Origin of the sequence: Micromonospora parathelypteridis (genome assembly GCF_014201145.1) — a bacterium.
Lineage (GTDB): Bacteria > Actinomycetota > Actinomycetes > Mycobacteriales > Micromonosporaceae > Micromonospora > Micromonospora parathelypteridis.
Genome location: NZ_JACHDP010000001.1, coordinates 6,530,727 through 6,552,739, shown reverse-complemented (window position 1 = coordinate 6,552,739; position 22,013 = coordinate 6,530,727). Strand labels below are relative to the sequence as shown.

22 protein-coding genes and 1 pseudogene are annotated in these 22,013 nt (G+C 71.5%); 19 read left to right on the top strand and 4 right to left on the bottom strand.

The window, feature by feature from the left end; translation table 11 throughout:
* The first annotated feature begins 10 nt into the window (after nucleotides 1-10).
* From HNR20_RS29520 to HNR20_RS29455, 14 genes are all read left to right on the top strand, one after another.
* Entirely contained in the window at nucleotides 11-1,018 is a 1,008-nt protein-coding gene (locus HNR20_RS29520; RefSeq protein WP_184186621.1) for a methyltransferase, read from the top strand.
* A 23-nt stretch (nucleotides 1,019-1,041) separates the two neighbouring features.
* Complete coding sequence (locus tag HNR20_RS29515) at nucleotides 1,042-2,820, top strand: ABC transporter ATP-binding protein (RefSeq protein WP_221309962.1); 1,779 nt, start codon at nucleotides 1,042-1,044, stop codon at nucleotides 2,818-2,820.
* Entirely contained in the window at nucleotides 2,820-3,782 is a 963-nt protein-coding gene (locus HNR20_RS29510) for an LLM class flavin-dependent oxidoreductase (RefSeq protein WP_184186620.1), read from the top strand. Before HNR20_RS29515 ends, HNR20_RS29510 begins: the two co-directional genes overlap by 1 nt.
* On the top strand, nucleotides 3,779-4,414 hold the full coding sequence (locus tag HNR20_RS29505) for a flavoprotein (RefSeq protein ID WP_221309961.1): 636 nt from the start codon (nucleotides 3,779-3,781) through the stop codon (nucleotides 4,412-4,414). The genes HNR20_RS29510 and HNR20_RS29505 overlap by 4 nt, the downstream gene beginning before the upstream one ends.
* Entirely contained in the window at nucleotides 4,411-5,289 is an 879-nt protein-coding gene (locus HNR20_RS29500) for an aminoglycoside phosphotransferase/kinase family protein (RefSeq protein WP_184186617.1), read from the top strand. Before HNR20_RS29505 ends, HNR20_RS29500 begins: the two co-directional genes overlap by 4 nt.
* A gap of 9 nt (nucleotides 5,290-5,298) precedes the next feature.
* Complete coding sequence (locus HNR20_RS29495; protein ID WP_184186615.1) at nucleotides 5,299-7,884, top strand: M16 family metallopeptidase; 2,586 nt, start codon at nucleotides 5,299-5,301, stop codon at nucleotides 7,882-7,884.
* A gap of 46 nt (nucleotides 7,885-7,930) precedes the next feature.
* Complete coding sequence (locus HNR20_RS29490) at nucleotides 7,931-8,410, top strand: hypothetical protein (protein WP_184186612.1); 480 nt, start codon at nucleotides 7,931-7,933, stop codon at nucleotides 8,408-8,410.
* Entirely contained in the window at nucleotides 8,407-8,724 is a 318-nt protein-coding gene (locus HNR20_RS29485) for a transcriptional regulator (protein WP_184186609.1), read from the top strand. Before HNR20_RS29490 ends, HNR20_RS29485 begins: the two co-directional genes overlap by 4 nt.
* Nucleotides 8,725-8,765: 41 nt before the next feature.
* Nucleotides 8,766-9,914, top strand: coding sequence for a nucleotide disphospho-sugar-binding domain-containing protein (locus HNR20_RS29480; RefSeq protein ID WP_184186606.1), 1,149 nt, complete (start codon nucleotides 8,766-8,768; stop codon nucleotides 9,912-9,914).
* A gap of 86 nt (nucleotides 9,915-10,000) precedes the next feature.
* Nucleotides 10,001-10,840: an ABC transporter ATP-binding protein gene (locus HNR20_RS29475; protein WP_221311147.1), complete on the top strand. Its 840-nt coding sequence runs from the start codon at nucleotides 10,001-10,003 to the stop codon at nucleotides 10,838-10,840.
* On the top strand, nucleotides 10,837-11,691 hold the full coding sequence (locus tag HNR20_RS29470; RefSeq protein WP_184186602.1) for an ABC transporter permease: 855 nt from the start codon (nucleotides 10,837-10,839) through the stop codon (nucleotides 11,689-11,691). Before HNR20_RS29475 ends, HNR20_RS29470 begins: the two co-directional genes overlap by 4 nt.
* A gap of 66 nt (nucleotides 11,692-11,757) precedes the next feature.
* Nucleotides 11,758-12,390 carry a GOLPH3/VPS74 family protein gene (locus tag HNR20_RS29465; protein ID WP_184186599.1) on the top strand — a complete coding sequence of 211 codons (633 nt, stop codon included), beginning with the start codon at nucleotides 11,758-11,760 and terminating at the stop codon, nucleotides 12,388-12,390.
* 7 nt (nucleotides 12,391-12,397) lie between these two features.
* Complete coding sequence (locus HNR20_RS29460; protein WP_184186596.1) at nucleotides 12,398-13,528, top strand: glycosyltransferase; 1,131 nt, start codon at nucleotides 12,398-12,400, stop codon at nucleotides 13,526-13,528.
* A 7-nt stretch (nucleotides 13,529-13,535) separates the two neighbouring features.
* A complete protein-coding gene (locus HNR20_RS29455) occupies nucleotides 13,536-15,002 on the top strand; it encodes a helix-turn-helix domain-containing protein (RefSeq protein ID WP_311736889.1) in 1,467 nt (488 codons plus the stop codon).
* 168 nt (nucleotides 15,003-15,170) lie between these two features.
* Here the strand turns inward: HNR20_RS29455 and HNR20_RS29450 are convergent, their stop codons facing one another.
* Nucleotides 15,171-15,380 carry a hypothetical protein gene (locus HNR20_RS29450; RefSeq protein ID WP_184186591.1) on the bottom strand — a complete coding sequence of 70 codons (210 nt, stop codon included), beginning with the start codon at nucleotides 15,378-15,380 and terminating at the stop codon, nucleotides 15,171-15,173.
* 278 nt (nucleotides 15,381-15,658) lie between these two features.
* Between HNR20_RS29450 and HNR20_RS29445 the strand changes: the two genes are divergently transcribed.
* Together HNR20_RS29445 and HNR20_RS29440 are read left to right on the top strand one after the other, a co-directional pair.
* Nucleotides 15,659-15,958 (top strand): LysR family transcriptional regulator, encoded by a 300-nt coding sequence (locus HNR20_RS29445; protein ID WP_204945369.1) that lies wholly within the window; start codon nucleotides 15,659-15,661, stop codon nucleotides 15,956-15,958.
* Between the two features lie 92 nt (nucleotides 15,959-16,050).
* On the top strand, nucleotides 16,051-17,202 hold the full coding sequence (locus HNR20_RS29440; RefSeq protein ID WP_184186588.1) for a class I SAM-dependent methyltransferase: 1,152 nt from the start codon (nucleotides 16,051-16,053) through the stop codon (nucleotides 17,200-17,202).
* A gap of 87 nt (nucleotides 17,203-17,289) precedes the next feature.
* Here the strand turns inward: HNR20_RS29440 and bla are convergent, their stop codons facing one another.
* On the bottom strand, nucleotides 17,290-18,255 hold the full coding sequence (bla, locus tag HNR20_RS29435; protein WP_184186586.1) for a class A beta-lactamase: 966 nt from the start codon (nucleotides 18,253-18,255) through the stop codon (nucleotides 17,290-17,292).
* Between the two features lie 140 nt (nucleotides 18,256-18,395).
* Between bla and HNR20_RS29430 the strand changes: the two genes are divergently transcribed.
* The 3 genes and pseudogenes from HNR20_RS29430 to HNR20_RS32990 form a co-directional block, all read left to right on the top strand.
* Nucleotides 18,396-19,289, top strand: a complete 894-nt coding sequence (locus HNR20_RS29430; protein ID WP_184186583.1) for a LysR family transcriptional regulator — start codon at nucleotides 18,396-18,398, stop codon at nucleotides 19,287-19,289.
* Nucleotides 19,286-20,188 carry a serine hydrolase gene (locus HNR20_RS29425; protein ID WP_184186580.1) on the top strand — a complete coding sequence of 301 codons (903 nt, stop codon included), beginning with the start codon at nucleotides 19,286-19,288 and terminating at the stop codon, nucleotides 20,186-20,188. Before HNR20_RS29430 ends, HNR20_RS29425 begins: the two co-directional genes overlap by 4 nt.
* Before the next feature lie 158 nt (nucleotides 20,189-20,346).
* A pseudogene (locus HNR20_RS32990) lies at nucleotides 20,347-20,528 on the top strand (IS5 family transposase); the annotation flags it as partial.
* Between the two features lie 31 nt (nucleotides 20,529-20,559).
* On the opposite strand, the gene HNR20_RS29420 reads toward HNR20_RS32990, so the two are convergent.
* Complete coding sequence (locus HNR20_RS29420; protein WP_184186577.1) at nucleotides 20,560-21,198, bottom strand: hypothetical protein; 639 nt, start codon at nucleotides 21,196-21,198, stop codon at nucleotides 20,560-20,562.
* A 342-nt stretch (nucleotides 21,199-21,540) separates the two neighbouring features.
* A complete protein-coding gene (locus HNR20_RS29415; RefSeq protein ID WP_184186574.1) occupies nucleotides 21,541-21,972 on the bottom strand; it encodes a winged helix-turn-helix transcriptional regulator in 432 nt (143 codons plus the stop codon).
* Nucleotides 21,973-22,013 lie beyond the last annotated feature (41 nt).

The following is a 22,013-nucleotide window of genomic DNA, read 5'->3' as shown; positions in this document are numbered from 1 at the left end:
GGTACCAACGATGACCGAGATCCCGCCCTTCCAGCAACTGTTGACCATGACCGACCTTCTGGTCCCGGCAGCCGTGCGAGCGGCCGCGACGCTCGGCATCGCGGACCACGTCGCGGCGGGGGCGACCACCGCCGACGAGATCGCCCGCCGGGCGGGGTCGGCCCCCGACGTGACCGACATGCTGCTCCGCTACCTGGTCGACATCGCATTGCTCGACCGTGACGTGAACGGCGGGTACGCCCTCACCGCCCTCGCCGAGCCGCTGCGTTCCGACCACCCGCAGAGCGTGCGCGCGATGCTGCGCAACGACGGGATGTTCGGCAGCAGCGGCCTTTCCCTGCTGCGGCTCGACCACACCGTACGCACCGGCCGGCCCGGGTACGTGGCCGAGTTCGGCCGCGACTACTGGGATGCCGTCAACAACGATCCGGCCTTCGTCGCCGAGTGGCGGGAGCAGGGCGAGGCCGCGGACCGGATGGACCTGCACTGGGACGCGGGCATCGTCGTGACCGGGTACGACTGGAGTGGCGTCGGAAGTTTCGTCGACGTCGGCGGCCACCTGGGCAACCTGACCCTCGCCCTGGTCCGGGCCCACTCCCACCTGCGCGGGACGTTGCTGGATCTGAGGAACGTGTCGGCAGAGGCGGGTCGGCGCTTCGCTCGAAGCGAGGTCGCGGACCGGTGCACCGCGGTCGAGGGCAGCTTCCTCGACCCGCTTCCGGAGGGGCACGACGTCTATCTGCTCTCCGCCATCCTCGCGGACTGGTCGGACGACGACGCGACCCTGATCCTCAAGCGTTGCGCCGAGGCGGCCGGTGCGACCGGCAAGGTGCTGGTCGCCGACATCGCCATGCCCGTCGGCGGCGCCGGCTCCGAGCTGCGGCTGCGTTCGATGATGCCCGCGCCCACCCGTACCGCCGAGGACATCGAGCGACTGGCCGGGGCCGCGGGTCTCCGGCTCTCCTGGCGCGGACCCGACACGGCGGTCCGGACCCTGCTCGAGTTCGTCGGCCAGTGACCCGAGTCGAAAGGCAGAATCCCGTGCGTACTTCGCGAACTCCTGTCCTTGCCGGCGAGCGCCAGCCGGACCGCCCGCTACGTCTGCTGCGCGACCTCGTCACGGCGCATCCGCCGACCATGGCGTTCATCGGCCTGCTGGCGCTGGTTTCCACCGCGGGCACCCTGGCCCTGCCGTGGGCCGTCGGCCAGCTGATCGCCGCTCTCGGCGCGGGCAGCACCCAGCGGTGGACGGTGCTGCTGATCGTCTTCGGGCTCGGCGCGGCGCTGTCCAACGCGCTCGCCACGTTCCTGCTGTCCCGCCTCGGTCAGCAGATGATCTGCCGGTTGCGGGTACGCACGATGGGCCACGTCCTGCGGCTGCCCCTTGCCGACGTACGCCGGGAAGGCAGCGGCAACCTGGTCAGCCGCATCACGGCGGACACCTCCCGGGTCAAGAAGCTGATCGACGTCGGCCCGATCCAGCTGCCCATCGCCGGTCTCACGGCCGTCGGCACGCTGGTGATCATGGGCTTCCTCGACTGGGTGCTGCTGGCGATGACGCTCGCCGCGTTCCTGGTCGCCGCCGCGCTGATCGTGGGCGTGGTGCGGCGCCTCCGGCGCAGCTACGCCGCCGTGCAGGAGACCACCGGGACCCTCGCCCAGCGCTTCGTCACCGCGGTCGACTCGATCAAGGTGATCAAGGCGTACCGGGCGGAGGCGAGCGTGACGGCGGATCTCGCAGGGCAGGCCGACACGGTCGCCCGGCGGGAGATCGACGCCGCGCGGATGGAAGCGCTGATGACTCCCGTGGTCAACCTGGGTCAGCAGATCGCCCTGGTCGCGGTCGTCAGTGGCGGTGGGGCCCGGGTCGTGGCAGGTGGGCTCAGCCTCGCCGACTTCGTCGCGTTCCTGCTCTACCTGCTCCAGCTCACCGGCCCGTTCATGATGATCGCGGCTGGTGTCACGGCACTGAAGATGGGCGCCGTCGCCCGGGACCGCTTCACCGGCCTGTTCGCGATGCCGCAGGAGGCTGGGCCGGACGAGGCGCTGCCGGCGCCGCAGGGCCCGGCGGCATCCACGCCGGCGGTGCGGTTCGACAACGTCGGGTTCCGCTACGGCGCGGAGCCGATCCTGCGGGACGTGTCGTTCGAGGTGCCGGCGCGGGGCCTCACCGCCGTGGTGGGTCTCTCCGGCGCCGGCAAGACGACCGCGATGGAGCTGATCCAGCGCTTCGCCGACGTCACCGACGGCAGCATCCGGGTGTTCGGCAACGACGTCCGGCAGTGGTCGCTCGACGAGCTGCGCGGCCGGATCGCCTTCGTCGACCAGGGTTCCAGCTCGGTGCAGGACACCGTGCGTCGCAACCTGACCCTGGGCCGCGGCGACAACGCGTACTCCGACGGGGACCTGATGTCGGCGCTGCACCGGGTCGGCCTGGCCGACGACATTCGGCGTCTGCCCGACGGTTTGGACACGGTGCTGGCCGGTGGCGTGGACCTCTCCGGCGGCCAGCGGCAGCGCCTGGCCATCGCCCGCGCCCTGCTCAGCGAGGCGCCACTCGTGCTCCTCGACGAACCGTCGTCGCATCTGGACAGCATCAACGAGCAGCGACTCCGGGACCTGATCGACGAGATCGCCGCGACCCGCGCGGTGGTCGTGGTCGCGCACCGCATCTCCACGATCCGGCACGCCGACCACGTCGTGGTCATGCAGGCCGGAGCGGTGATCGGGCAGGGGTCGCATGACAACCTGGTGCAGACCTGCCCGAACTACACGGACCTGGTCCGGGGGCAGCTGCTCGTCGGGACGGGAGTGAACTGATGACCGCGTACTCGATCATGATGCCCTTCGCGCCGCAGCGCCCCGAACAGCTCCTGCCGTTCGCCGCGCTGACCCAGTGGTCGGCGTCCTGCCTCTGGCAGGGCCAGGGCAACGTCGGCGACACCCACATCAGCTTCGCCCACGCGGCGGCCAGCGGTTTCCGGGTGCCGATGGGCACCTCGGTCAACCTGATGCCGTTCCTGCACCCGTACGACGCCGCCCTGCGGGCGCAGACCCTGGCGGCCACCACCGGTCACCGGTTCGTGGCCGGTTTCGGACCCGGCGCGGCGGTCCTGCAACGAGGGGTGCTGGGCGCTCCGTACCGCAGTCAGCTCGGCGCGGTACGCGAGTACGCGACAATCGTGCGGTCGCTGTTGGAGCACGGCGAGGTGCACCTCGAAGGGGAGTACTTCCACTGCGGGATGCAGTTGGCCCGCTACCCCCGCCCGGCCGTGGAGATCGGCCTGGGCGTGCTGCGGCCGCGGATGGCGGAACTGGCCGGGGAGGTCGCCGACGTGGCGATCACCTGGCTCACGCCCGCGGCGTACCTGCGCGACACCGTGCTCCCGGCGCTGCGCCGGGGGGCCGAACGGGCCGGACGACCCACGCCGCGGCTGGTCGCCGTCGTGCCGATGGCGCTGCGCCACGCCGACCGCGACCCCGTCGCCCTGGCGCTGGCCAGCAACTCCGGGCACATGCGTCTGCCGCACTACCGCGACATGTTGCAGCGTTCGGGTATCTCGGTGGACGTCGCCGCGGACGCGCAGGCCAGCGGTCGGGCCCTGATCGACGGGGGCGCCTTCCTCTACGGCGACCCCGCCGAGCTGGCGCTGGGCATCAAGGAGTTCGTGGCGGCGGGCGTCGACGAGGTCGTGCTGAACATGTCCGGTGTCTGCGCCACGTACGGCTCGCGGCGGACTCTCGGTGAGCTGGAGACCGTCCTCGGGGAGACGTCGCCATGAGTGCCCCACCCCCGCCGGAGTTCCTTCAGGCGCCGGAGCTGCGCCTGGAACGGCTGCTGCTCGTGGTCACCGGCTCGGCCTCGGCCAGCAACGTGCCCAACTGGTTGAACTGGCTCCGCGACACGTACGCCGACCTCGACGTCGCCGTGGTGGCGACCCGCAGCGCCCTGCGCTTCGTCACCCGCGACGCGCTCGCCCTGCGGACCGATCACCCGGTGGTCGTCGACGCGTGGGACGACTGCACGCGGGCCCGGCACGTCGAGCACGCCCAGTGGGCCGACGGCATCCTGGTGTACCCGGCGACCTTCCACTTCGTGGCCCGGTTCGCCCTGGGTCTCGCGGATTCCCCGGCCCTGCTGACGCTGCAGTGCACGAGCGCGGCGATCGGTCTGGCGCCGGCGCTGCCGCCGGGCGGGCTGGACAGCCCGGCCTTCCAGCGGCACTGGGCGACGCTGGCGGAGCAGCGCAACATCGCCCTCGTACCGCCGATGCCCGCGCGCAGCCTCACCACGGGCCGCGACGACGGTTGGGTGTGCCCTCCGCTGCCGGAGGCCCTGCGCCGGCTGGAGGAGCGTCGCCTGGGCCTGGTCGGCGGCGTCGAGGCGGTTCTGGCTGGCGGGGCAGCGGCATGACGGTGGCGACGATTGCTCCGGCGGGGCGCGACTTCGGCACCGAACTGCTGCGCACCACGGTCCGACCCCTGCCGGTCGGCGGTTACCGGTGGCGACGCAGCGTCGGCACGTTGGCGCCGACGCCGTTCGTCCCGGCGGTCGACGACGTCCTCGCGGCGCTGCCCGCACCGGGTCCGGTGCGCTGGGTGGCCGGCGTGCCCGACGGCGACGCGCGGACCTACCAGGTGCGCGGTGATCACGCGGTGGCCGGGCGCCTGCTCCGTGAGGGCCCGGACGAGGCCCTCGCGCCGGTCCTGCACGGGCTCGGCAAGGCCCTGCGTCACCTGCACGACCAACCAGTACCGGCGGGGGTCGGGGCACACCGCCCGCGCGGGTTCACCCGGCTCACCACCTGGCTGGACGGCCGGTCGCCGCAGCCGAGGACCGCGTACGCGGAGTCCCTGCTCCTCCCCCGGCTCGGCGTCGACGCCCTGCGACGGATCCGGGTGTACACCGAGCGGATCGCGACCGCGCCGGCCGTGTTGTGTCACGGTGCCCCCGGTCTCGGCTCCCTGGTGCCCGCCGAGGCGGATCCCACCGAGGCCGACGCGCTGATCGGTGAGGACCTCTGCGCCGCGCCGTGGGAGTACGACCTCGGTTGGGTGCTGGGCGAGCTGGTCGAGCTCCAGTGGTACCGCGGTGGTGACCGCCCGGCCTGGCAGCGGCTGATCACCGCGCTGCTCGACGGGTACGGGCGCGACCTCGGTGACCGGTGGCAGGAGTGGGTCGCCTTCCGGGTGTTGCTCCACATTCACGACTACACGGCCTATGTCGGCTGGGAGTCGGACGTCTTCGCCAGGTACACGGGTTTCGCCCGGTACCTGCTGTCCTCCTGAGGAAGAATCATGACCGTCCCAGTCGGGTCCTCGGACCCCCGTCGACTGCACCGTCGCAGACTGTCGAACGGGCTGCGGGTGGTGCTGCTCCCCCACTGGCCAACCCCGCGCTGCGCCGTGAGCGTGCATCACGCCACCGGGTTCCGCTCGGAGCTGCCTGGTCAGGAGGGGCTCGCCCACCTGGTGGAGCACCTGATGTTCCGGGGCAGTGAGAGCCTGCCCTCGGGGCGCTTCTACGACGACCTGCACCCGCTCGGCGGCACGGCGAACGGCACCACGCACGCCGACTACACCGACTACTACCAGGTGGTCCCGGCCGAGGCCCTGGAGCAGGCGTTGTTCCGTGAGGCGGATCGGCTGCGCGCGCCGGCGTTCACCGATGGGGAACTGGCGACCCAGCTCGTCGAGGTGGGCCGGGAGATCCAGGTGATGCGCGACAGCCGGTTGTACGGCAACCTGCCGTGGCCGGGGCTGCCCGCGGTGATGTTCCGCTCGTTCGCCAACGCCCACGACGGGTACGGCGAGGTGAGCCGACTGGCCGACCTGACGGTGGACGACTGCGCCGCGTTCTTCGACGCCCACTACGTGCCCTCGGGCGCGGTGCTGACGATCGTCACCCCGCACGCCCCGGAACAGGTGTGGCCGCTCGTCGAGCGGCACTTCGGTACGGTGCCGGCCCGCATCGGTGTCGCGTCCCGCCACGTCGACGAGCCGCCGCCGGGCGATCACCGGGTGGCCGAGCAGTCGTTCGAGGGGGCGAGGCGGACGGCGGTGGCGTTGGGCTACCGGCTGCCGGATCCGCACCTGGCCCTGTCCGAGTACGTCGTGCACATGGTGCTGGCCCGGCTCACCAGCCGTTGGCGTTCGGAGCGGGCCGTACGCGCCAGCGCCGGGTGCGGCTTCTTCGGGCCGCTGGACGCGTTGGCGCCGGACGCCTTCGTGGTCACGTCCGTGCTCCCGGACGACCTCACCCCGGATGATTTCGTCGCGGACCTGTTGGCCGAGTGGGGGCGGCTAGGTGATTCCACTCTCGACCGGGACCGGGTGCGTCGGGCGGCTGCGGAGTTGTCCGGTGAGCACCGCCGTCAGCAGGCGGGGCTCGTGGAGCGTTGCCGCGCCCTGGGCCGTTTCGAGCTGCTGTTCGACCGGGCCGAGCTGGTCGATGAGCTGCCCCGGCTGATCAGCGGCACGTCCGCCGGGCAGGTGGCGCGGGCCGCCCACACCCTGGTCGGGGAGCCGCGCGCCCTGCTCGTGGCGGGTCCCCCGGTCGCCGCGCGGACCGCGCCCGCACGGGTGCCCCGGCCGGTCGAGGTGCCGCCGTCCCCGAGCGCCGGCCCGCTGCGGACCGCCGCCGAGTTGGGCGTCACCGCCTGCGGTCCTCGGGTGCCGCCGGCGCTGGGTGAGCCGGTGCCGCCGGCGCTCAGCGGGGCGCGCGAGGTGTGTCTGGACAACGGGCTGCGGGTGGTCGCGGTCCCGGACCACCGGGCGGAGCTGGCGGAGATCCGGCTGCGGGTGCCGCTGGGCCCGTACGGCTGGGAGTCCCCGGGCCGGGTCGACTTCCTGCTGCGGGCCCTGGGCGCGCAGACCGATGCCACGGGCCGGGCCGCGACGCTCGGCGGTGGCCTGCACCTGTCGCAGGACGGGCAGTGGGCGGACCTGAGTGGCTGGGCGCCGATCACGCGCCTGGCCGCGCTGATGTCCGTGGTGGGAGACGTCCTGAACCCCGGCCCACTGCCCGCGTGGCGACCGTTGCCGGTCCGCCGCGGCGCGCCGCCCTCGCCCCAGCAGCGTATGGACGAGGCGCTGCGCCGACGCTGGGCACGAGCCGAGGCGTCGGCGGACCCGCCGGCCGAGATGACCGCCCTGCATCGGCACGTGTTCCGTCCGGCCGTAGCCACGCTGGTCGTGGTCGCCCCGGCGGATGCCGTGACCGTGCTGGCGACCGTGGCGGCACCACTCGTGGATTGGGTCGGGGACGCCGCGACGCCGGTGGCCCCCGACCTGCGCGCCGAGCCGGAGTTGCTCGTGCTGGCCGAGCCCGGAGGGGACGTCGCGCATCTCAGCCTCAGTGGACGGGAGCCGGACGAGGGCTCGCCGGAGGCGGCCCGGTACCTGACGACGGCGTTGCTGGGCGGGTACACCGAGGCCCGGTTGGTGGCCCGGTGCCGACGGCTGGGCCGCGCCGACCACGTGATGCTCGCGCGGCGTGACGTGCTGGCCGGGCACCGGCGGGCGTCGGTGCGGCTGGCCGTTCCGCGCGAGGCCCTCGGGCAGGCGGTGGCGGACGTACGGGCCGAGGTGGCCGCCCTGGTCGCCGAGCCGCCGCCGGTCGAGGAGGTGGAGGCGGTGCGCCGGTACTGCTCGGCGCAACTGCTGTCGGCCTTCGACTCGCCGGCGGCGCTGGCGGACGCGCTGCGGCACACCACCGCGGCGGGGCGTGGGCTGCACTGGCTGGTGCGGCGACCGGAGCTGCTGCGGGCGCCGCGGCCGGAGGATCTCAGCGCGGCGGCCCACGACCTGTTCGGCGCGCTGCGTCACGTCGTGGTGATCGGCGACGTGCCGGCCGATCTGGCTCCGGCGGACCTGACCGGGTAGCGCGAAAGCATCGACTTTCCACTATAGAAAGGGTAGAGTTTCCATTATGGAAAGAGAACATGTGGACATGAATCGGATCAGCCCCGACGAGGCACGCCAGGCCCTGGCCGACGTTGACGAGGGACGCCAGCAGGTGGCCCGCCGCGCCGCGGCGCCCTGGTGGTACCACGTCGGCATCGGCGCCTCACTGCTCTTCGCCTTCGCCTCGGTGTCGATCGGCTGGGACTGGATCCCCTACGGCGTCATCGGCGGCCTGTTCCTCGGCCCCTACCTCGTCACCCAGGCGGCCAAGCACTTCACCGGGGTCTCCCTGGACCGGTTCCAGGCCACGCCCGGCGCGCGACGGATCAGCCTGGGCATCGGGATCCTCGTGCCCGCCCTGATCCTCGTCGGGCTCGTCCTCGAGTGGGGTCTCGACCTGCGCGGCGCGATGGCCGCCGTGGGGGTCCTGGTCATGGTGCTGGTGATCGTCCTGGGCCGCCGACTCGACGCGGTACTCACCCGGGAGCTTGGCCGGCCGGCATGAGACCAGGGCTCGACGAGACCATCCACCCGATCAACCGGCTGCAGATCTGCGCCCGGCTCAGCGGTGTCGAATCGCTGTCGTTCGCGGCCGTGCGCGACGGGCTCGGGGTCAGCGACTCGGTGCTCAGCAAGCAGCTCAAGATCCTTCAGGAGGCAGGGTACGTGACGCTGCGCAAGGAGCCATTCAATTCTCGAATCCACGCTTGGGTGGCCCTGACCCCGCTCGGTAGAACTGTCTACACCGCACATATGGCCGCACTTCGGGAGATCGCCGAGGCCGGCCACGCCGCTCACCCCCCGACCGGCCCGCACTGACCGCGCGGCCGGACCATCCGTCCGGAACGGAGGAACGACCTGTGACGCCAGCCGGCCCGCCGAAGAGAACGCACGTCGCGTTCATGTCCGTGCCGCTGCACGGCCACGTGAACCCGATGCTGGGCGTGGCCGCCGAGCTGGTCCGCCGGGGCCACCGCGTCACGTTCGCCACCGGCGCGGGCTTCGCGCCGTTGATCGCGGAGACGGGCGCCACGCCCGTGTCGTACACCTCGACCTTCCCCTCCGCCGGCCAGCCTGGCGGCGGCTGGCTCCCGGCCGACGACGACGGGCGCCGCGCCGCCCTGGCCTTCGACCGGGAGCGCGCCGCCGCCCTGCCCCAGCTGACGGCGGCGTACGCCGACGACCGACCCGACCTGGTCGTGTACGACACGGTCACCGCGTACGCCCCGGTGCTGGCGGCCCGGTGGGGGGTGCCCGAGGTGCAGTTCTCCCCCACCCACGTGTTCCCCCGGGGCAGCGAGGAGCGAATCGGCTCGCCCGTGCGCCTCGCCCCCGAGACCCGCCCCTGCCTGGTGGCCCTACCCCGGTCGCTCCAGATCGCCGCCGACACGGTGGGCGGCGAGCACCACTTCGTCGGCCCGGTCCCCTGGCGGCGCGACGCCGACGGCGACTGGACCGGCCCGGCGGACCGCCCGGTTGCCCTGATCTCCCTCGGCACCACCTACAACCGCGCGCCCGGGGTCTTCACCGCGTGCGCCGAGGCGTTCGCCGGGGGCGGCTGGCACGTGGTGATCGCCACCGGGGCGGCCGTGGACCCGGCGGCGCTGCGCACCCTGCCGTCCGACGTGGAGGTCCACCGCTGGGTGCCCCAGGTACGCGTCCTCGAACGGGCCAGCGTCTTCGTCACCGCGGGTGGCACCGGCAGCGTCCTGGAGGGGCTGACGCACGGCGTACCGCTGGTCGTGGTGCCCCAGGGGGTCGAACAGTTCGTCACCGCCGCCCGCGTCGACGCCCTCGGTCTGGGCCGGATGATCCGGCCCCCCGACGTCACGGCGCGGGCGGTACGCGCGGCCGTCGAGGACGTCACGACCAGCGCGCGGGTGTCCGCCGGGCTGGCCGCGATGCGCGACGAGATCGCCGCCTCGGGCGGCGCCCGCGCGGCTGGCGACGTCATCGAGGCACACCTGCGGGGCGCGCCCCCGCGACGCCAGGAAGGAATTGTGGCATGAGCACCAGGGTGGCGTCCGCCGTCCCGGCCACCGCCGAGACGACCGTCGGGCCGGAGCAGCCCGCCGTACGGGTACGCGGCCTGCGGATGGCCTACGGCGAGCAGGAGGTGCTGCGTGGCATCGACCTCACCGTCGACCGGGGGGAGATCGTCGCCCTGCTCGGCCCGAACGGGGCGGGCAAGAGCACCACGATCGAGATCCTCGAGGGCTTTCGACTCCGTTCGGCCGGGGAGGTGAGCGTGCTCGGGGTCGACCCGGCCCACGGCGACGAAGCCTGGCGGGCGCGGCTCGGCATCGTGCTGCAGTCCTGGCGGGACCACGCCAAGTGGCAGGCCCGGGAGCTGCTGCTGCACTTCCGGTCCTTCTACCGCCCGTACGACCGTCCCGGCGCCGCCGGGTCATGGGAGGTCGACGACCTGCTCGACGTGGTCGGACTGACCGAGCAGGCGCGCAAGCCGATCGGGACCCTGTCCGGTGGGCAGCGTCGGCGGCTCGACATCGCCATCGGCATCGTCGGGCGTCCCGAGGTGCTGTTCCTCGACGAGCCGACGGTCGGCTTCGACCCGGAGGCCCGGCAGGACTTCCACGAGCTGATCCGCCGGTTGGCGCAGGAGCGGATGACGGTTCTGCTGACCACCCACGACCTGCACGAGGCGGAGAAGCTGGCGGACCGGGTGCTGATCCTCGCCGGCGGAGGCATCGTCGCCGGGGGGACGGTCGAGGAGCTCAGCCGGCAGTTGGGCGGTGACGCCGAGGTGACGTGGGTCAGCGCCGGCCGGACCCACCGCACGCGCACCGCCGACGTGTCCGGTTTCGTGCGGGAGCTGCTCCAGGGCGACGGCGACGTCGAGGACCTGCGGGTCAACCGGCCGGCCCTGGAGGACATCTACCTGGCGATGGTGCGAGACGCGGAGGGCACCCGATGAACACCACCTGGAACGCGGTCGGGCAGGGCCTGCGCCGAGGCGTGATCGAGCTGCGTCACGTGCTGGGCAACGCCCAGGATCTGGGCAGCAACCTGATCTGGCTCGTCGGTCTGCTCGCCCCGATCTACTTCCTCCGCGACGACCAGCTCGCCGGCTCCGACCTGTCGGTGGCCACGTTCGTGCTGCCGAGCCTGCTCAGCATGTGCGTCGGCTTCAACGGCCTGCTCATGCTCGCCCAACTGCTCGTGGTCGAGCGGGAGGACGGCACGCTGCTGCGGCTCAAGGCCCTGCCGCAGGGGATGCTGTCGTACCTGATCGGCAAGATCGTGCTGATCTCCGGCATGGTGCTGGTCGCGTGGGTCGTCGTCCTCGGCACCGGCGCGGTGCTGGTCGAAGGCCTGCAACTCGGCGAGGCGCGGCGATGGCTCACCCTGCTCTGGGTGTTCCCCCTCGGCCTGCTCGCGATGCTGCCCCTCGGCGCGGTCATCGGCTCCCTGATCGAGAGTCCGCGCAGCATCGGCCTGGTCATGCTGCCGGTGCTGACTCTCGCGGCGCTGTCCGGGATCTTCTACCCGATCTCCGGTTTCCCGACCTGGCTGCAGGTGGTGGCGCAGGTGTTCCCGCTGTACTGGCTCGGCCTCGCCGCACGATCCGCGCTGCTGCCCGACAGCGCCCTGGCCGCCGAGATCGGTGGCTCCTGGCAGCACTGGGAGACGTTCGCGGCGCTCGGTGTGTGGGCGGTCGTGGGCATGCTCGCCGCGCCGGTCGTCCTGCGCCTGATGGCCCGCCGGGAGTCCGGCTCGACCATGGCCCGGCGTCGCGACCTCGCCCTGGACCGCCGTCCCGCCTGACCCGACCCCGCCATCGTGACCGACCGCCACCGACCCCGACATCCACATCAACCCGAGGAGACCGCAATGTCACGTCTGGCCGAAGACCTCGTCCTCCTGCTGCTCGACGACTCCAGCGGCCGCAGCACCGTCGACATGAACCGTCGCCACCGCGCCGTGGGCAGCGCCGTCCTGCTCGACCTCGTCCGCGCCGGCCGGATCAGGATCCCGGTCACCCCGGTGGGTAAGGAGCCCCGGGTGGACGTCCTGGACACCAACCGGACCGGAAATCCGGCCCTCGACGCGGCCCTGCGTCGGATGGGCACGAAGTCGATGAAGGTCGGCTGGGCCGCGGACAACCTCGGCCAGGTCTGCTGGAAACCACTGCTGGAGCTGCTGGCCGCCGACGGCGCCATCCGGCTGGAGGAGCAGCGGACATTCGGAGTGATCAAGACGAAGAGCTGGCCGGCCGAGGACGGCGCCCGCGAGCGGACCATCCGCCAGGCCATCGCCGCGGCCCTCGGCGGTGCGCAACCCGACGAGGAGACGTCGGTGCTCATCACCATCCTGCACGCCATCGGGGCGGTGCCCGGCGCGGCGGACGACGCCACGCGGGCCCGGGCCGCCGAGATCGCCCGCTCCGGCTGGGCGTCCGGGCCGCTGCGCGAGGCCTTCCACGGCCTCGACACGGCCTGGCTCGTCACCCTCTACGCGGGCTGACCGTGCCATGGCCACCGCGGAAACCGTCCTGATCGTCGATCACCAACTGCCGACGCCCGACCGGGACTCGGGGTCCCTACGCCAGCACCGCATCATCGAGGAGCTGCTGGGGCTGGGCCATCAGGTGCTCTACTTCCCGCTGCACGCGACCGCCGGGCCGGCGTACGCCGATCGGCTGCGCCAACTCGGCGTCGCCGTGCTCGGCGACCGCCGCCAACAGGAACGCTTCCTCGCGGTGGAGGGTCACCGCCTCGGAGTGGCACTGCTGTGCCGCCCCGAGCCCGCGGTGGAGATGCTCGCCCGGGTGCGGGACAACGCGCCCGGATGCCTGGTGGTGTACGACACGGTCGACGTGCACTTCCATCGGCTGCGGCGACAGGCGGCGCTGGCCGCGGCCGAGGGCGCACCGGACCGGTATGTCGTGCGCGCCCGGGCGGAGAGCATGCGAGCCCTCGAACTGATGCTGGTCCGGGAGTGCGACGTCGCGCTCGTGGTCTCCGAGGAGGAGCGCCGGTTGCTGTTGAACGAGGCGCCGGGCACGAGCGTCGAGGTGCTGTCGAACATCCACCGTCCGGTGCCGCCGATCGGATTACCGACCCGGTCGAGCCGGATCGTCTTCGTTGGCAACTACCTCCATCAGCCGAACACCGACGCCGCGCGGTGGTTGTGCGCGGAGGTGATGCCGGCGGTCTGGAGGGAGGTGCCGGAGGCGACGGTCGACCTCGTCGGCGACGGCGCGTCCCCGGCGATCGTGGCGCTCGCCGGGGACCGGGTGACGGTGCACGGATGGGTGCCGGACCTGACGCCCCTCTACGCCGACGCGCGGGTGGCGGTCGCCCCGTTGCGCTACGGCGCCGGGGTGAAGGGCAAGGTCGGCGAGGCGATCGAACACGGTGTGCCCGTGGTGGGCACACCGATCGCCTTCGAGGGCATGGGCCTGGTGGCCGGCCGGGACGTGCTGGCGGGCGAAACGGCCGCCGAGGTCGCCGAGCACCTGGTACGGGTCCTGCGGGATGATGCCCTCGCCGTCCGGCTCGCCCGATCGGCCGGGCCCGCGTTGGCGTCCCGCTGCGACACCGCCGCGGCCCGCGCGACACTCGTACGTCTGCTCGCCCGACGCGCGACCGCGCTGATCTGAGTTTCCGATGTCGAGTCGTCACGCACCTGCGGTCCCGGCGGCACCCATCGGGGTGCGCGTCCCGCGGGTCGGTCCGCGCCCCGACGGCGCGGGTGTTGATAATCGGTCACACCAACCAGGAACTCGGCCGGTGGCACACCGTGCACGTGCCCGACAGGGGGCGGGCCGCGCCGAGACAGAAGCGGAAGGTCTTGAAGTCAGTCGCATGGCCACTCAGATTGTTCAGCCTGAATTCGGGCAACGGCTACGCCGGCTACGAACCGACCGTGGGATGTCCCAACGGGACCTGGCTGTCGGTGTGGTCAACCAGTCCTACATCTCGCTGCTCGAATCCGGGGCGCGGGTGCCGACGCTCGATGTCGTGATGCACTTGGCCGAGGTTCTCGGCGTACCGATGCAGGCTCTCGCCACCGATGCCGAGACGGACGCCGGGCCGTCCGCGGAGCCGGACCCGGAGGCCCGGTCCGCCGAATCCGAGCTGGCCCGGAAGCTGATCACCAGCAGTGCCCTCGACCAGGGCGACCTCGGCCGGGCGGAGCGGGAGCTGACCGAGGCCTACCGGGCTGCCCGGCGGGAGAACCGGACGTTGGCGGTGGTCAGTCGTGGGCTGGCCCTGGAACGACTGCTGGAGCAACGTAACGACCGCGCCGCCCGCTACGCCCTGCTCACCGAGCTGGTCGACGCGGCGGCGGCGACCGGTGTGCCGGAGGCGTTGGTCCGCACCAGGATCGCGCTGAGCGGCGCGGCGCGCGATGTGGGTCGGCTGGCCGAGGCGTTCACCCAGATCGAGCTGGCGGATCAGGAGATCGCCCAGACCGGGTTCGTCGGTGGCGCCGAGCACATCCGGCTGTACGCCGTGCACATCTCGGTGCTCAGCGACGCCGGCGGGGGCGCCGAGGTGCCCCGGATCGTCGACCGCATGTTGGCGATGGCCGACAAGCTGGATATCCCCTCGATCTGCGGGCGGGCGCACTGGGTCGCCAGCATCGCCCTCGCCCGCAACGGGGAGGTCCAGCGGTCGCTGGAGCATCTGCGCGCTGCCCGGGAGATGTTGGCGAACCCCGCCACGTCCCTGCGGGACTGGGCCCGCTTCGCGGCGGCCGCCGCGTCGGCCCTGATGGACGCCGAGGCGGGCCTCCCGGAGATCACGTCACACATGTTGGCGGCCCGGGCGGCGATGGCCGCCGCCAAGAGCGCGGCCTCCCCCTCGGCCGCCGCGAGCCTCGAGGTCCGGTACGCGCTGGCCACCGGCGACCCGGAGCGCGCGCTGGAGATCGCCACCAGCGTCGACGAGACCGACCTGCTCGGGATCGAGCGGGTGCGTTTCGTCCTGGCCGTCGGCCGCGCACAACGCCGGTGCGGCCGGGTGGAGGAGGCGGTCGGTTCGCTGCGCCGCGCCGCCCAACTGGCCGAGGCGGCGGCGGCGTACCAGCGGGCGAGCCAGATCTGGCGCGAGATCAACGACGCCGGCTAGGGGATGACGGCGGTCTTGCGCCGGACCGTCTCGGGAAGGACCGGCAGACACCGCGAACGGGAAAGTCCTCCGCCGCCGGATGGCCGCGGAGGACTTTCGGTGTGTGATCCGGTCGCGGTCCCTCGCCGCCGCGACCGGATCCCTGCTGTCAGGTCGTCGTCGGGCCGGTCACCAGGGCCAGTCTTCGAGGGCACCGGATGCGGGCTGGGGGGCCGTCCCATCCGGACCGGAGACGGCCAGCGGGAGGCCCGCCAGGAGTTCGTCGCCGCTCACCCCGCCGATGGCGAGAGCAGCCACCGGTGCGACCAGGACGATCATCGGCAGCACCAGGCGAACGAGTCGGTTGACGTCGGGGCGGGAGGCTGAGTGCGTCGTCATGCCTCAATTTCTACTGGCCCGCCCGCCGCGAAGGGCAGTCTGCTTCGAAATCTTTGTGGATGCCGTTGAGGAACTGATGACCGTCGTGGCACCCGGACGCCGATCCGGAGTCATCAACGATGACTACGGCGCGACGACCTTCTCGCTGAGCGCAACCTGAGAGCCGCCTGTGAGAGTACGTGCTGGTCAACGGCTTGCCACTCGCCCAGGATGGTCTTGACGACGACCAGGCCCCGTTATTACTCTGATGACAGGTCATCGATGACAAGAGTCAACTGATGACAGTCGAACAGACGGGGGTCGAAGTGAACGAGCGTGAACTGCAAGCGTTTGTCGCGGTGGCCGAGCACGGCCGCATGGACCTCGCCGCGAAGGCGCTCGGTTACTCCCAGCCGGCGGTGAGCTATCAGATCAAGTGTCTGGAGACGACGCTCGGGACCAAGCTGTTCATCCGCACCTCGTCCGGTGCGACGATCACCCGCTCGGGCGCCCTGATGCTGCCGTCCGCCCAGGCCGTCCTGACCCTCCTGCGGGGCATCAAGGCGACGACCGAGGACCTCGCGAAGGCCGCCGCCTGAACGACGGGCACGGTTGCCCCTCGCCCACCCCGGGGCCATGACGACGTCGAGGCACCCAGGACCGGCACCCCATCTCACGCACGGAGGACACGGTGGAGCGTCACGGAATCGGCAGGCTCATCTCCGCGGCCGGCGGCAGCGCCGACGGCATCACCGCGACGATCGGCGACCTCGGGGCGGAAGCCGTCGCCGCGGCGGCGATCGGCGAGTGGCTGCATCGGGCGGACCTGCCGCCAGGACCCGAGGCCACGGTCCACCTCCGCCTCCGCTACGGCACCACCACGATCCGGTACGGCGTCGAGACCGGGCCCGCGGGCGTCACCTACCGCCCCCACTCGGACGGGGACGAGCCGACCGTCGCGCCCGACGTGTCACTGACCCAGGACCTCACCGAGGTGGCCCGCAGCCTGTTCGGGCCCCGCGGCACGCAGACCAGTGCCAGCCGGGTGATCCGCTGGGGGCACCTCGAAGACCCGACCGCGTTCGACCGGCCGCTGCCCACCTACGACGTGGTCCGTCGACTCGTGGACGCCCTGGACCGGCCGTACGCCATCGGCCTCGCCGAACTCTGCGTCCGCTACGGCTCGGACAAGTGGGGGCATCACACCTACCCACGCCGATACGAGCAGCACTTCGACCACCTGCGCGACCAACCGCTCACCATCCTGGAGATCGGGGTGGGCGGGTTCGGCGACCAGGGGCGCGGCGGCGCGTCGCTGGAGGTCTGGCGGCGCTACTTCCCCCGCGCCCTCGTCTACGGCCTCGACATCGTCGACAAGTCGCACCTGAGCGCCGGGCGGGTCACCGTCCTGCAGGGCGACCAGTCCTCCCCCACCGACCTGGCCCGGGTGCTGGAGGTGACGGGAAAGCCGGACATCGTGATCGACGACGGCAGCCACGTCAGCCCACACCTGCTCGCCTCCTTCGCGTACCTCTTCCCGCACCTGCGCGACGGCGGCCTGTACGTCATGGAGGACCTGCAGACGTCGTACTGGCCGTTCTTCGGCGGGCGGGCCAGCACCTACACCGACCCGGCAACGAGCCTGGGGTTCCTCAAGACGCTGATCGACGGCCTGCACCACGAGGACATCGTGGGCCGGGCACCCGCAGCGACCGACCCGGACATCGGGGGGCTGCACTTCTACCACAACCTGGCGTTCATCGAGAAGGAGCACAACCTCGACGGCGGGGCGCCGTCCTGGATCCCCCGTGGAGTGAGACAGGCCGCCCAGGTCAGCGGCTGAGCCCGCCCCCCACCTCGGTACGTGACCCCGGGGGCGCGCGGTGCGCCGGGCGCGATACGTGCCCAGCCACCGCGCGGTGCCGGCTCCCTAGCCGTGCAACGCCGCAATTGTCGCTTCCGCCGCCTGCGCGATCAGCGCATCGTCGTAGGTGGCGTCGGCCGCACTACGACTCGAGAGAATCGCGAGCACGATGGGGGCACCCTTGGGTGGCCACACCACCGCGATGTCGTTGCGGGTGCCGTAGCCGCCGGCACCGGTCTTGTCGCCCACCTGCCAACCCGCCGGTACGCCAGCCCGGATGAGACTGGCTCCGGTCGTGTTGCCCGTCAGCCACTCGGTCAGGATGGTGCGGTCATCGCGGGAGAGCGCCCGGTCGACGGCATACGCGCGCAGATCGCTGGCGAGGGCGCGCGGGGAACTGGTGTCCCGCTCATCGCCCGGAATGGCCTCGTTCAGCTCGGTTTCGATCCGAGCTGACTCGGTGACCCGGTCGCCGATGCCACGCAACGCCCTCTCGAAGCTGTTCGGGCCACCGAGCTGCTTGAACAGCAGGTTACCGGCGGTGTTGTCGCTGTAGCGCACGGCGGCGTCGGCGACGGCGCGCAGCGTCATGCCGGTCTGCACGTGTTGCTCGGTGATCGGCGAATAGCTCACCAGGTCTTCCTTGGAGTAGCGGATGACCTTGTTGAGGTCAGCCGTCGACGTTTCGTCCAGCACCGCCGCAGCAGCGAGCGCCTTGTACGTCGACGCGAACGCGAAGCGTTCATCGGCACGGTGGGTGATGGTGCGGCCCGAGCCGGTGTCGATGGCGTAGACGCCGAGCCGGGCGTCGAACTCCGTCTCGAGTCGGGCGAACTCCCGCTCGGCCTTCGATCGGGATTCGGTGCTGGTGTGGTACGAGACCGCGACGGCCGTCGGCCGGATGGCGACGTTGGCCGACCCGTCGCCGGGTGAGCAGCCGGCGAGCGGTACGAGCGCCAGCGATGCCGCGATCGCGATCCCAGTCCGTCGGGAGATCGCGCTGCCACCCTGTCGGGAGCTGTGGTGCCTCATCGTCGGTCTTCCCCTTTTCACAATCGGTTACAGCAGGCCAGGGCCTGGACCCACCGCCATGGACCTTGACAGCACGGCGGCCATGCCGTCCAACACACCAATGGGCCCATCCATGCTGATCCGACATAGGCTGCTGACCCATGGACTTAGTCGCGGCGTGCCAAGCCTTCGTCGCCGTCGCTGAGTACGGCAGCTTCACCACGGGCGCCGCCGCCGCGCGCATCCCGCAGCCGGTCGCCAGCCGACGCGTCGCGGCGCTGGAGGAGCACTTCGGGGCCCGACTCCTCGAACGGACCTCCCGCAGCGTCACGCTCACGACGTTCGGCCGGGACATGCTGCCCTCGGCCCGGCGGCTGGTCGAACTGGCCGAGACGATGGAGCACGACGCCGTACAAGCACAACGGCGACCCTTTCGGCTGGCCGTACCGGCGGTCTGCACCCCGCCCCGGCTCGTACGACTGGTTGTCGAGGGACGCCGGAGCGGCGTGCACCTGGATCCGCATCCGGCGGGGCCGGGTGAGCGCGCGGAACTGTCCCGTACCTTGGCGGCACGCGCCGCCATAGTGGCGGTAACGCCGGACAGCGGCGCGTGGCGGATACCCCTAGGCCTCGCCAGTACCGCCGACCCGCAGGTCCCGGTCATCTACCTGGAGACGCTGCGAGCGGGCCGGGTCGACAACCACCAGCAGCGTCGGCGTGTCTGGATTCAGCCGGAGGACGACGTGCCACACGTGCGGGACCGAGTGACGCGCCTACGCGACGCCCTCGGCCTACAGCCCGCACAGGTCACGGTCGCGACCTCGCTCGTCGCCGCAGCGGCATCGGTGATCGACTCGTCCGATCTCCTGCTCTGCGCGGAGGACCAGGCGGGCGAGTTGGGCCTGCACTGGCGTCCGATCGGCGAGGTGAAACTCGTCCGCGGCTACGACATCTCTGCCACGTTGGGCGAGGACCGCCGACAACTCCGGACCCAGCTACACGCGGCGATCGGCCGCTGCCTTGGCGCGGTCAACGACGACGGAGGGCAGGCATGAACGTCGCACGGATGATCCGAGAGGCCCGAGAGTCGCTGGACGACGGAGGTCTGCACGGCTCGTTCCTCGTACGCGACCTGGATTCCGGCGACGAGATCGGCATCGACCCGGACCTGGAGTTCCCCGTCGCGTCGCTGGTCAAAGTGCCGCTCGCGGTCGCCACCCTCGAACGGATAGCACGTGGCGAACTCGACGGGGCGATGCCGGTCACGGTGACGCCGGGCCGGATCTCCACGCCGGGACCGACGGGTCTGAGTAAGTTCCGCCATCCGGCGACCGTCGCCCTCGACGACCTGCTCTATCTCAGTACCTCGGTGAGCGACGGCATCGCCGCCGACGCCCTGTTCGACCTCACTCCACCCGCCGACGTCACCGCTGAACTGCGTCGGCTCGGTTTCGATGGCATCGCGGTACGTCACCCCATTCGCGACCTCGTCGAGACGCCGGCGGAGCGGTTCGTGCCGGCGCAGGCGCATCTCGCCCATTCCCTCGCCATCGGCGCGACGACGGCCGGACACGGCCACGCGGTGGCTCAGCTCGATGTCGGCCGCGCCAGCACCGGTACCGCGCGATCCTTCGTCGACCTGCTGTGCGGCCTGTGGCGCCCCTCGGCGATCCGCCCACCGGTCGCGGCCCGGGTGCGGGAGCTGATGGGCGACAACGTGTTACGGCAGCGGCTGGCGCCAGACTTCAGCGCCGACGCGTCCCGCTGGTCGTCGAAGACCGGCACGCTGCTCAACCTTCGGCACGAGATCGGGGTGGTCGAACACGCCGACGGACAGGTGTTCGCCATCGCGGTGCTGACCGAGTCCCGGGTGCCGGCCATCCAGCAGCCGGGCGCGGAGGCGTTGATGGCGCAGGTCGCTCGCAACTTGCGGGACCACCTCCGGCTCAACTAAGGCGTGTTTTAGAAGTCGTGGTGGCCGGTGAAGGTCCCGGCGTGGCGGTGATCGACAACTGAAGTGGTCTCCGGTATCTGGTTCTGCGACCAAGCAAGAACTTCATACCGGAGACCTCGTGGCCACCTTAGCGGTGACGAGGCGGCACGACCTTACCGACGCTCAGTGGCAGCGTCCTAGCGGACAAGGCCTACACCAGCCGCGGCAACCGCGCCTACCCGCGTAAGCGTGGCATCAAGGCGAGCTCAAGCGCCACCGCGGCGTGGCCACCCGCTACGACAAGTTGGCCGTCCGGTTCCAGGCCGTCCTGACCATCACCATCATCTGCGAATGGCTCTGACCGGGCTTATGAAAAACGCCTAGTTGCAGTATTAGGCGACAGCTGGTTCGGACATGATTCGCAGCCAGCGAGACCGGTGGAAGATTGGGTCCTCGGCGAGGACCATGCATTCCCAGCTACCGTCGCGTCGTCCGGAGCGGCGGTCCGGTCCGTCGAACTGGCTGAGCCCGGTTGGCCCCCCATATCGGTGAACGTCCTCGTTGGTGGCGACCTCGTTGCCGCACCACGTCAGCTCGTCCCCGGCCTCGTGCAGGGCGGTGGAGGTGCCTGACATCACCAGCGTGTGGGCATGTTCGGCGACGAACAATGCCTGCAGCGCCGGGTTGTATGTCTGGCCGGCCGGCGGGCGCGGAGCCGGTGCCGACATTGTCGCGGGGGCTCCGGGGCCACGGCGTAGCGTCGCACGGATCGTCGGCCAGGCCGACGGTCGTAGCGGCACATCGCGGCGCACGATGAGGAGGTCGGCCAATCCCTGGCTGTCACGCCAGGACGCGGCGGTATCGCTGGGTTCGTTCATCCGCAACGGCAGAAACACCGCGCTGTGTGGGCTGACCGCCGCCAGCCGGAACAGCGCCCCGAGGCGAAGTAGATCCGCGCGGGAGCTGATAAGAGCGCCGGTGTGCCGCCACAGCACATTGGTGATGTGGGTGTTGCGAAGTGGAGCCGCCATCGTGATCACCCGCCGTAGCTGGGCGCTACGGGACACGTGGTGAACGCGTAAGCGGAGGCGCATGCGCGCCGCGTCCGGAGGGCTGGTCACTGAGGCACGGTAGACCGGCGCCTGTTCAGGCCGATCGTGAATTCCCACAACGTGGCCGGGGAATCCGCCTTCAGGTCCAGCGCGTCAATGCACCACGTGGCTCCGCCTCGGACACCACCACCATGACCACTCCGGATCACGGCCGGTTTGCCCTGGACCGTCAGCCAGGTCACCGCCACGCCGTGACCTTCACCGGCCACCCACGACTTCTGAACACGCCTTAATGGTTCCAACCAGGCTTATGAAACACGGCTAGGTCGCGTCGAGGTTGTCGTACTCCGTCTGGTGGCGGCGGATCTCGGCGTGATGGTCGGCGGACCAGGCCGCCAGGGCCAGGACGGTGGAGAGCAGTGACGTGCCCAGTTCGGTGAGGGCGTACTCGACGCGGGGCGGGACCTCGGGGTAGGAGGTCCGGGTGACGAGGCCGGTGCGTTGCAGGTGCTTCAAGGTCAGCGTGAGCATGCGCTGGGAGATGCCGGGGATCGCGTCGCCCAGGTTCGAGTAACGCACCGGACCGTCGGCGAGCGTACCGATGATCAGGACGCTCCACTTGTCGCCGACGAGGTCCAGGACCTCGCGGATGAAGTCGGCGTCCTCGTCGCCCCAGTGCGCACAGGGCCCTGGCGCGGTCCGGACGTTCGCCCGAACGTTGGTGCGGCCCCGTCGAAGATCCCCTGCGCCCATCCCCGCCACCCCTCTCCCAGCACCTTGCTACGCACATGAAT

Excerpts from the sequence above, each read along its gene's own strand:
- HNR20_RS29520 (WP_184186621.1), top strand. The coding sequence starts at position 11 with ATGACCGAGATCCCGCCCTTCCAGCAACTGTTGACCATGACCGACCTT.
- HNR20_RS29510 (WP_184186620.1), top strand. The coding sequence starts at position 2,820 with ATGACCGCGTACTCGATCATGATGCCCTTCGCGCCGCAGCGCCCCGAA.
- HNR20_RS29505 (WP_221309961.1), top strand. The coding sequence starts at position 3,779 with ATGAGTGCCCCACCCCCGCCGGAGTTCCTTCAGGCGCCGGAGCTGCGC.
- HNR20_RS29500 (WP_184186617.1), top strand. The coding sequence starts at position 4,411 with ATGACGGTGGCGACGATTGCTCCGGCGGGGCGCGACTTCGGCACCGAA.
- HNR20_RS29495 (WP_184186615.1), top strand. The coding sequence starts at position 5,299 with ATGACCGTCCCAGTCGGGTCCTCGGACCCCCGTCGACTGCACCGTCGC.
- HNR20_RS29490 (WP_184186612.1), top strand. The coding sequence starts at position 7,931 with ATGGAAAGAGAACATGTGGACATGAATCGGATCAGCCCCGACGAGGCA.
- HNR20_RS29485 (WP_184186609.1), top strand. The coding sequence starts at position 8,407 with ATGAGACCAGGGCTCGACGAGACCATCCACCCGATCAACCGGCTGCAG.
- HNR20_RS29475 (WP_221311147.1), top strand. The coding sequence starts at position 10,001 with ATGGCCTACGGCGAGCAGGAGGTGCTGCGTGGCATCGACCTCACCGTC.
- HNR20_RS29470 (WP_184186602.1), top strand. The coding sequence starts at position 10,837 with ATGAACACCACCTGGAACGCGGTCGGGCAGGGCCTGCGCCGAGGCGTG.
- HNR20_RS29465 (WP_184186599.1), top strand. The coding sequence starts at position 11,758 with ATGTCACGTCTGGCCGAAGACCTCGTCCTCCTGCTGCTCGACGACTCC.
- HNR20_RS29460 (WP_184186596.1), top strand. The coding sequence starts at position 12,398 with ATGGCCACCGCGGAAACCGTCCTGATCGTCGATCACCAACTGCCGACG.
- HNR20_RS29455 (WP_311736889.1), top strand. The coding sequence starts at position 13,536 with ATGTCGAGTCGTCACGCACCTGCGGTCCCGGCGGCACCCATCGGGGTG.
- HNR20_RS29450 (WP_184186591.1), bottom strand. The coding sequence starts at position 15,380 with ATGACGACGCACTCAGCCTCCCGCCCCGACGTCAACCGACTCGTTCGC.
- HNR20_RS29445 (WP_204945369.1), top strand. The coding sequence starts at position 15,659 with ATGACAGTCGAACAGACGGGGGTCGAAGTGAACGAGCGTGAACTGCAA.
- bla (WP_184186586.1), bottom strand. The coding sequence starts at position 18,255 with ATGAGGCACCACAGCTCCCGACAGGGTGGCAGCGCGATCTCCCGACGG.
- HNR20_RS29430 (WP_184186583.1), top strand. The coding sequence starts at position 18,396 with ATGGACTTAGTCGCGGCGTGCCAAGCCTTCGTCGCCGTCGCTGAGTAC.
- HNR20_RS29425 (WP_184186580.1), top strand. The coding sequence starts at position 19,286 with ATGAACGTCGCACGGATGATCCGAGAGGCCCGAGAGTCGCTGGACGAC.
- HNR20_RS29420 (WP_184186577.1), bottom strand. The coding sequence starts at position 21,198 with ATGGCGGCTCCACTTCGCAACACCCACATCACCAATGTGCTGTGGCGG.
- HNR20_RS29415 (WP_184186574.1), bottom strand. The coding sequence starts at position 21,972 with ATGGGCGCAGGGGATCTTCGACGGGGCCGCACCAACGTTCGGGCGAAC.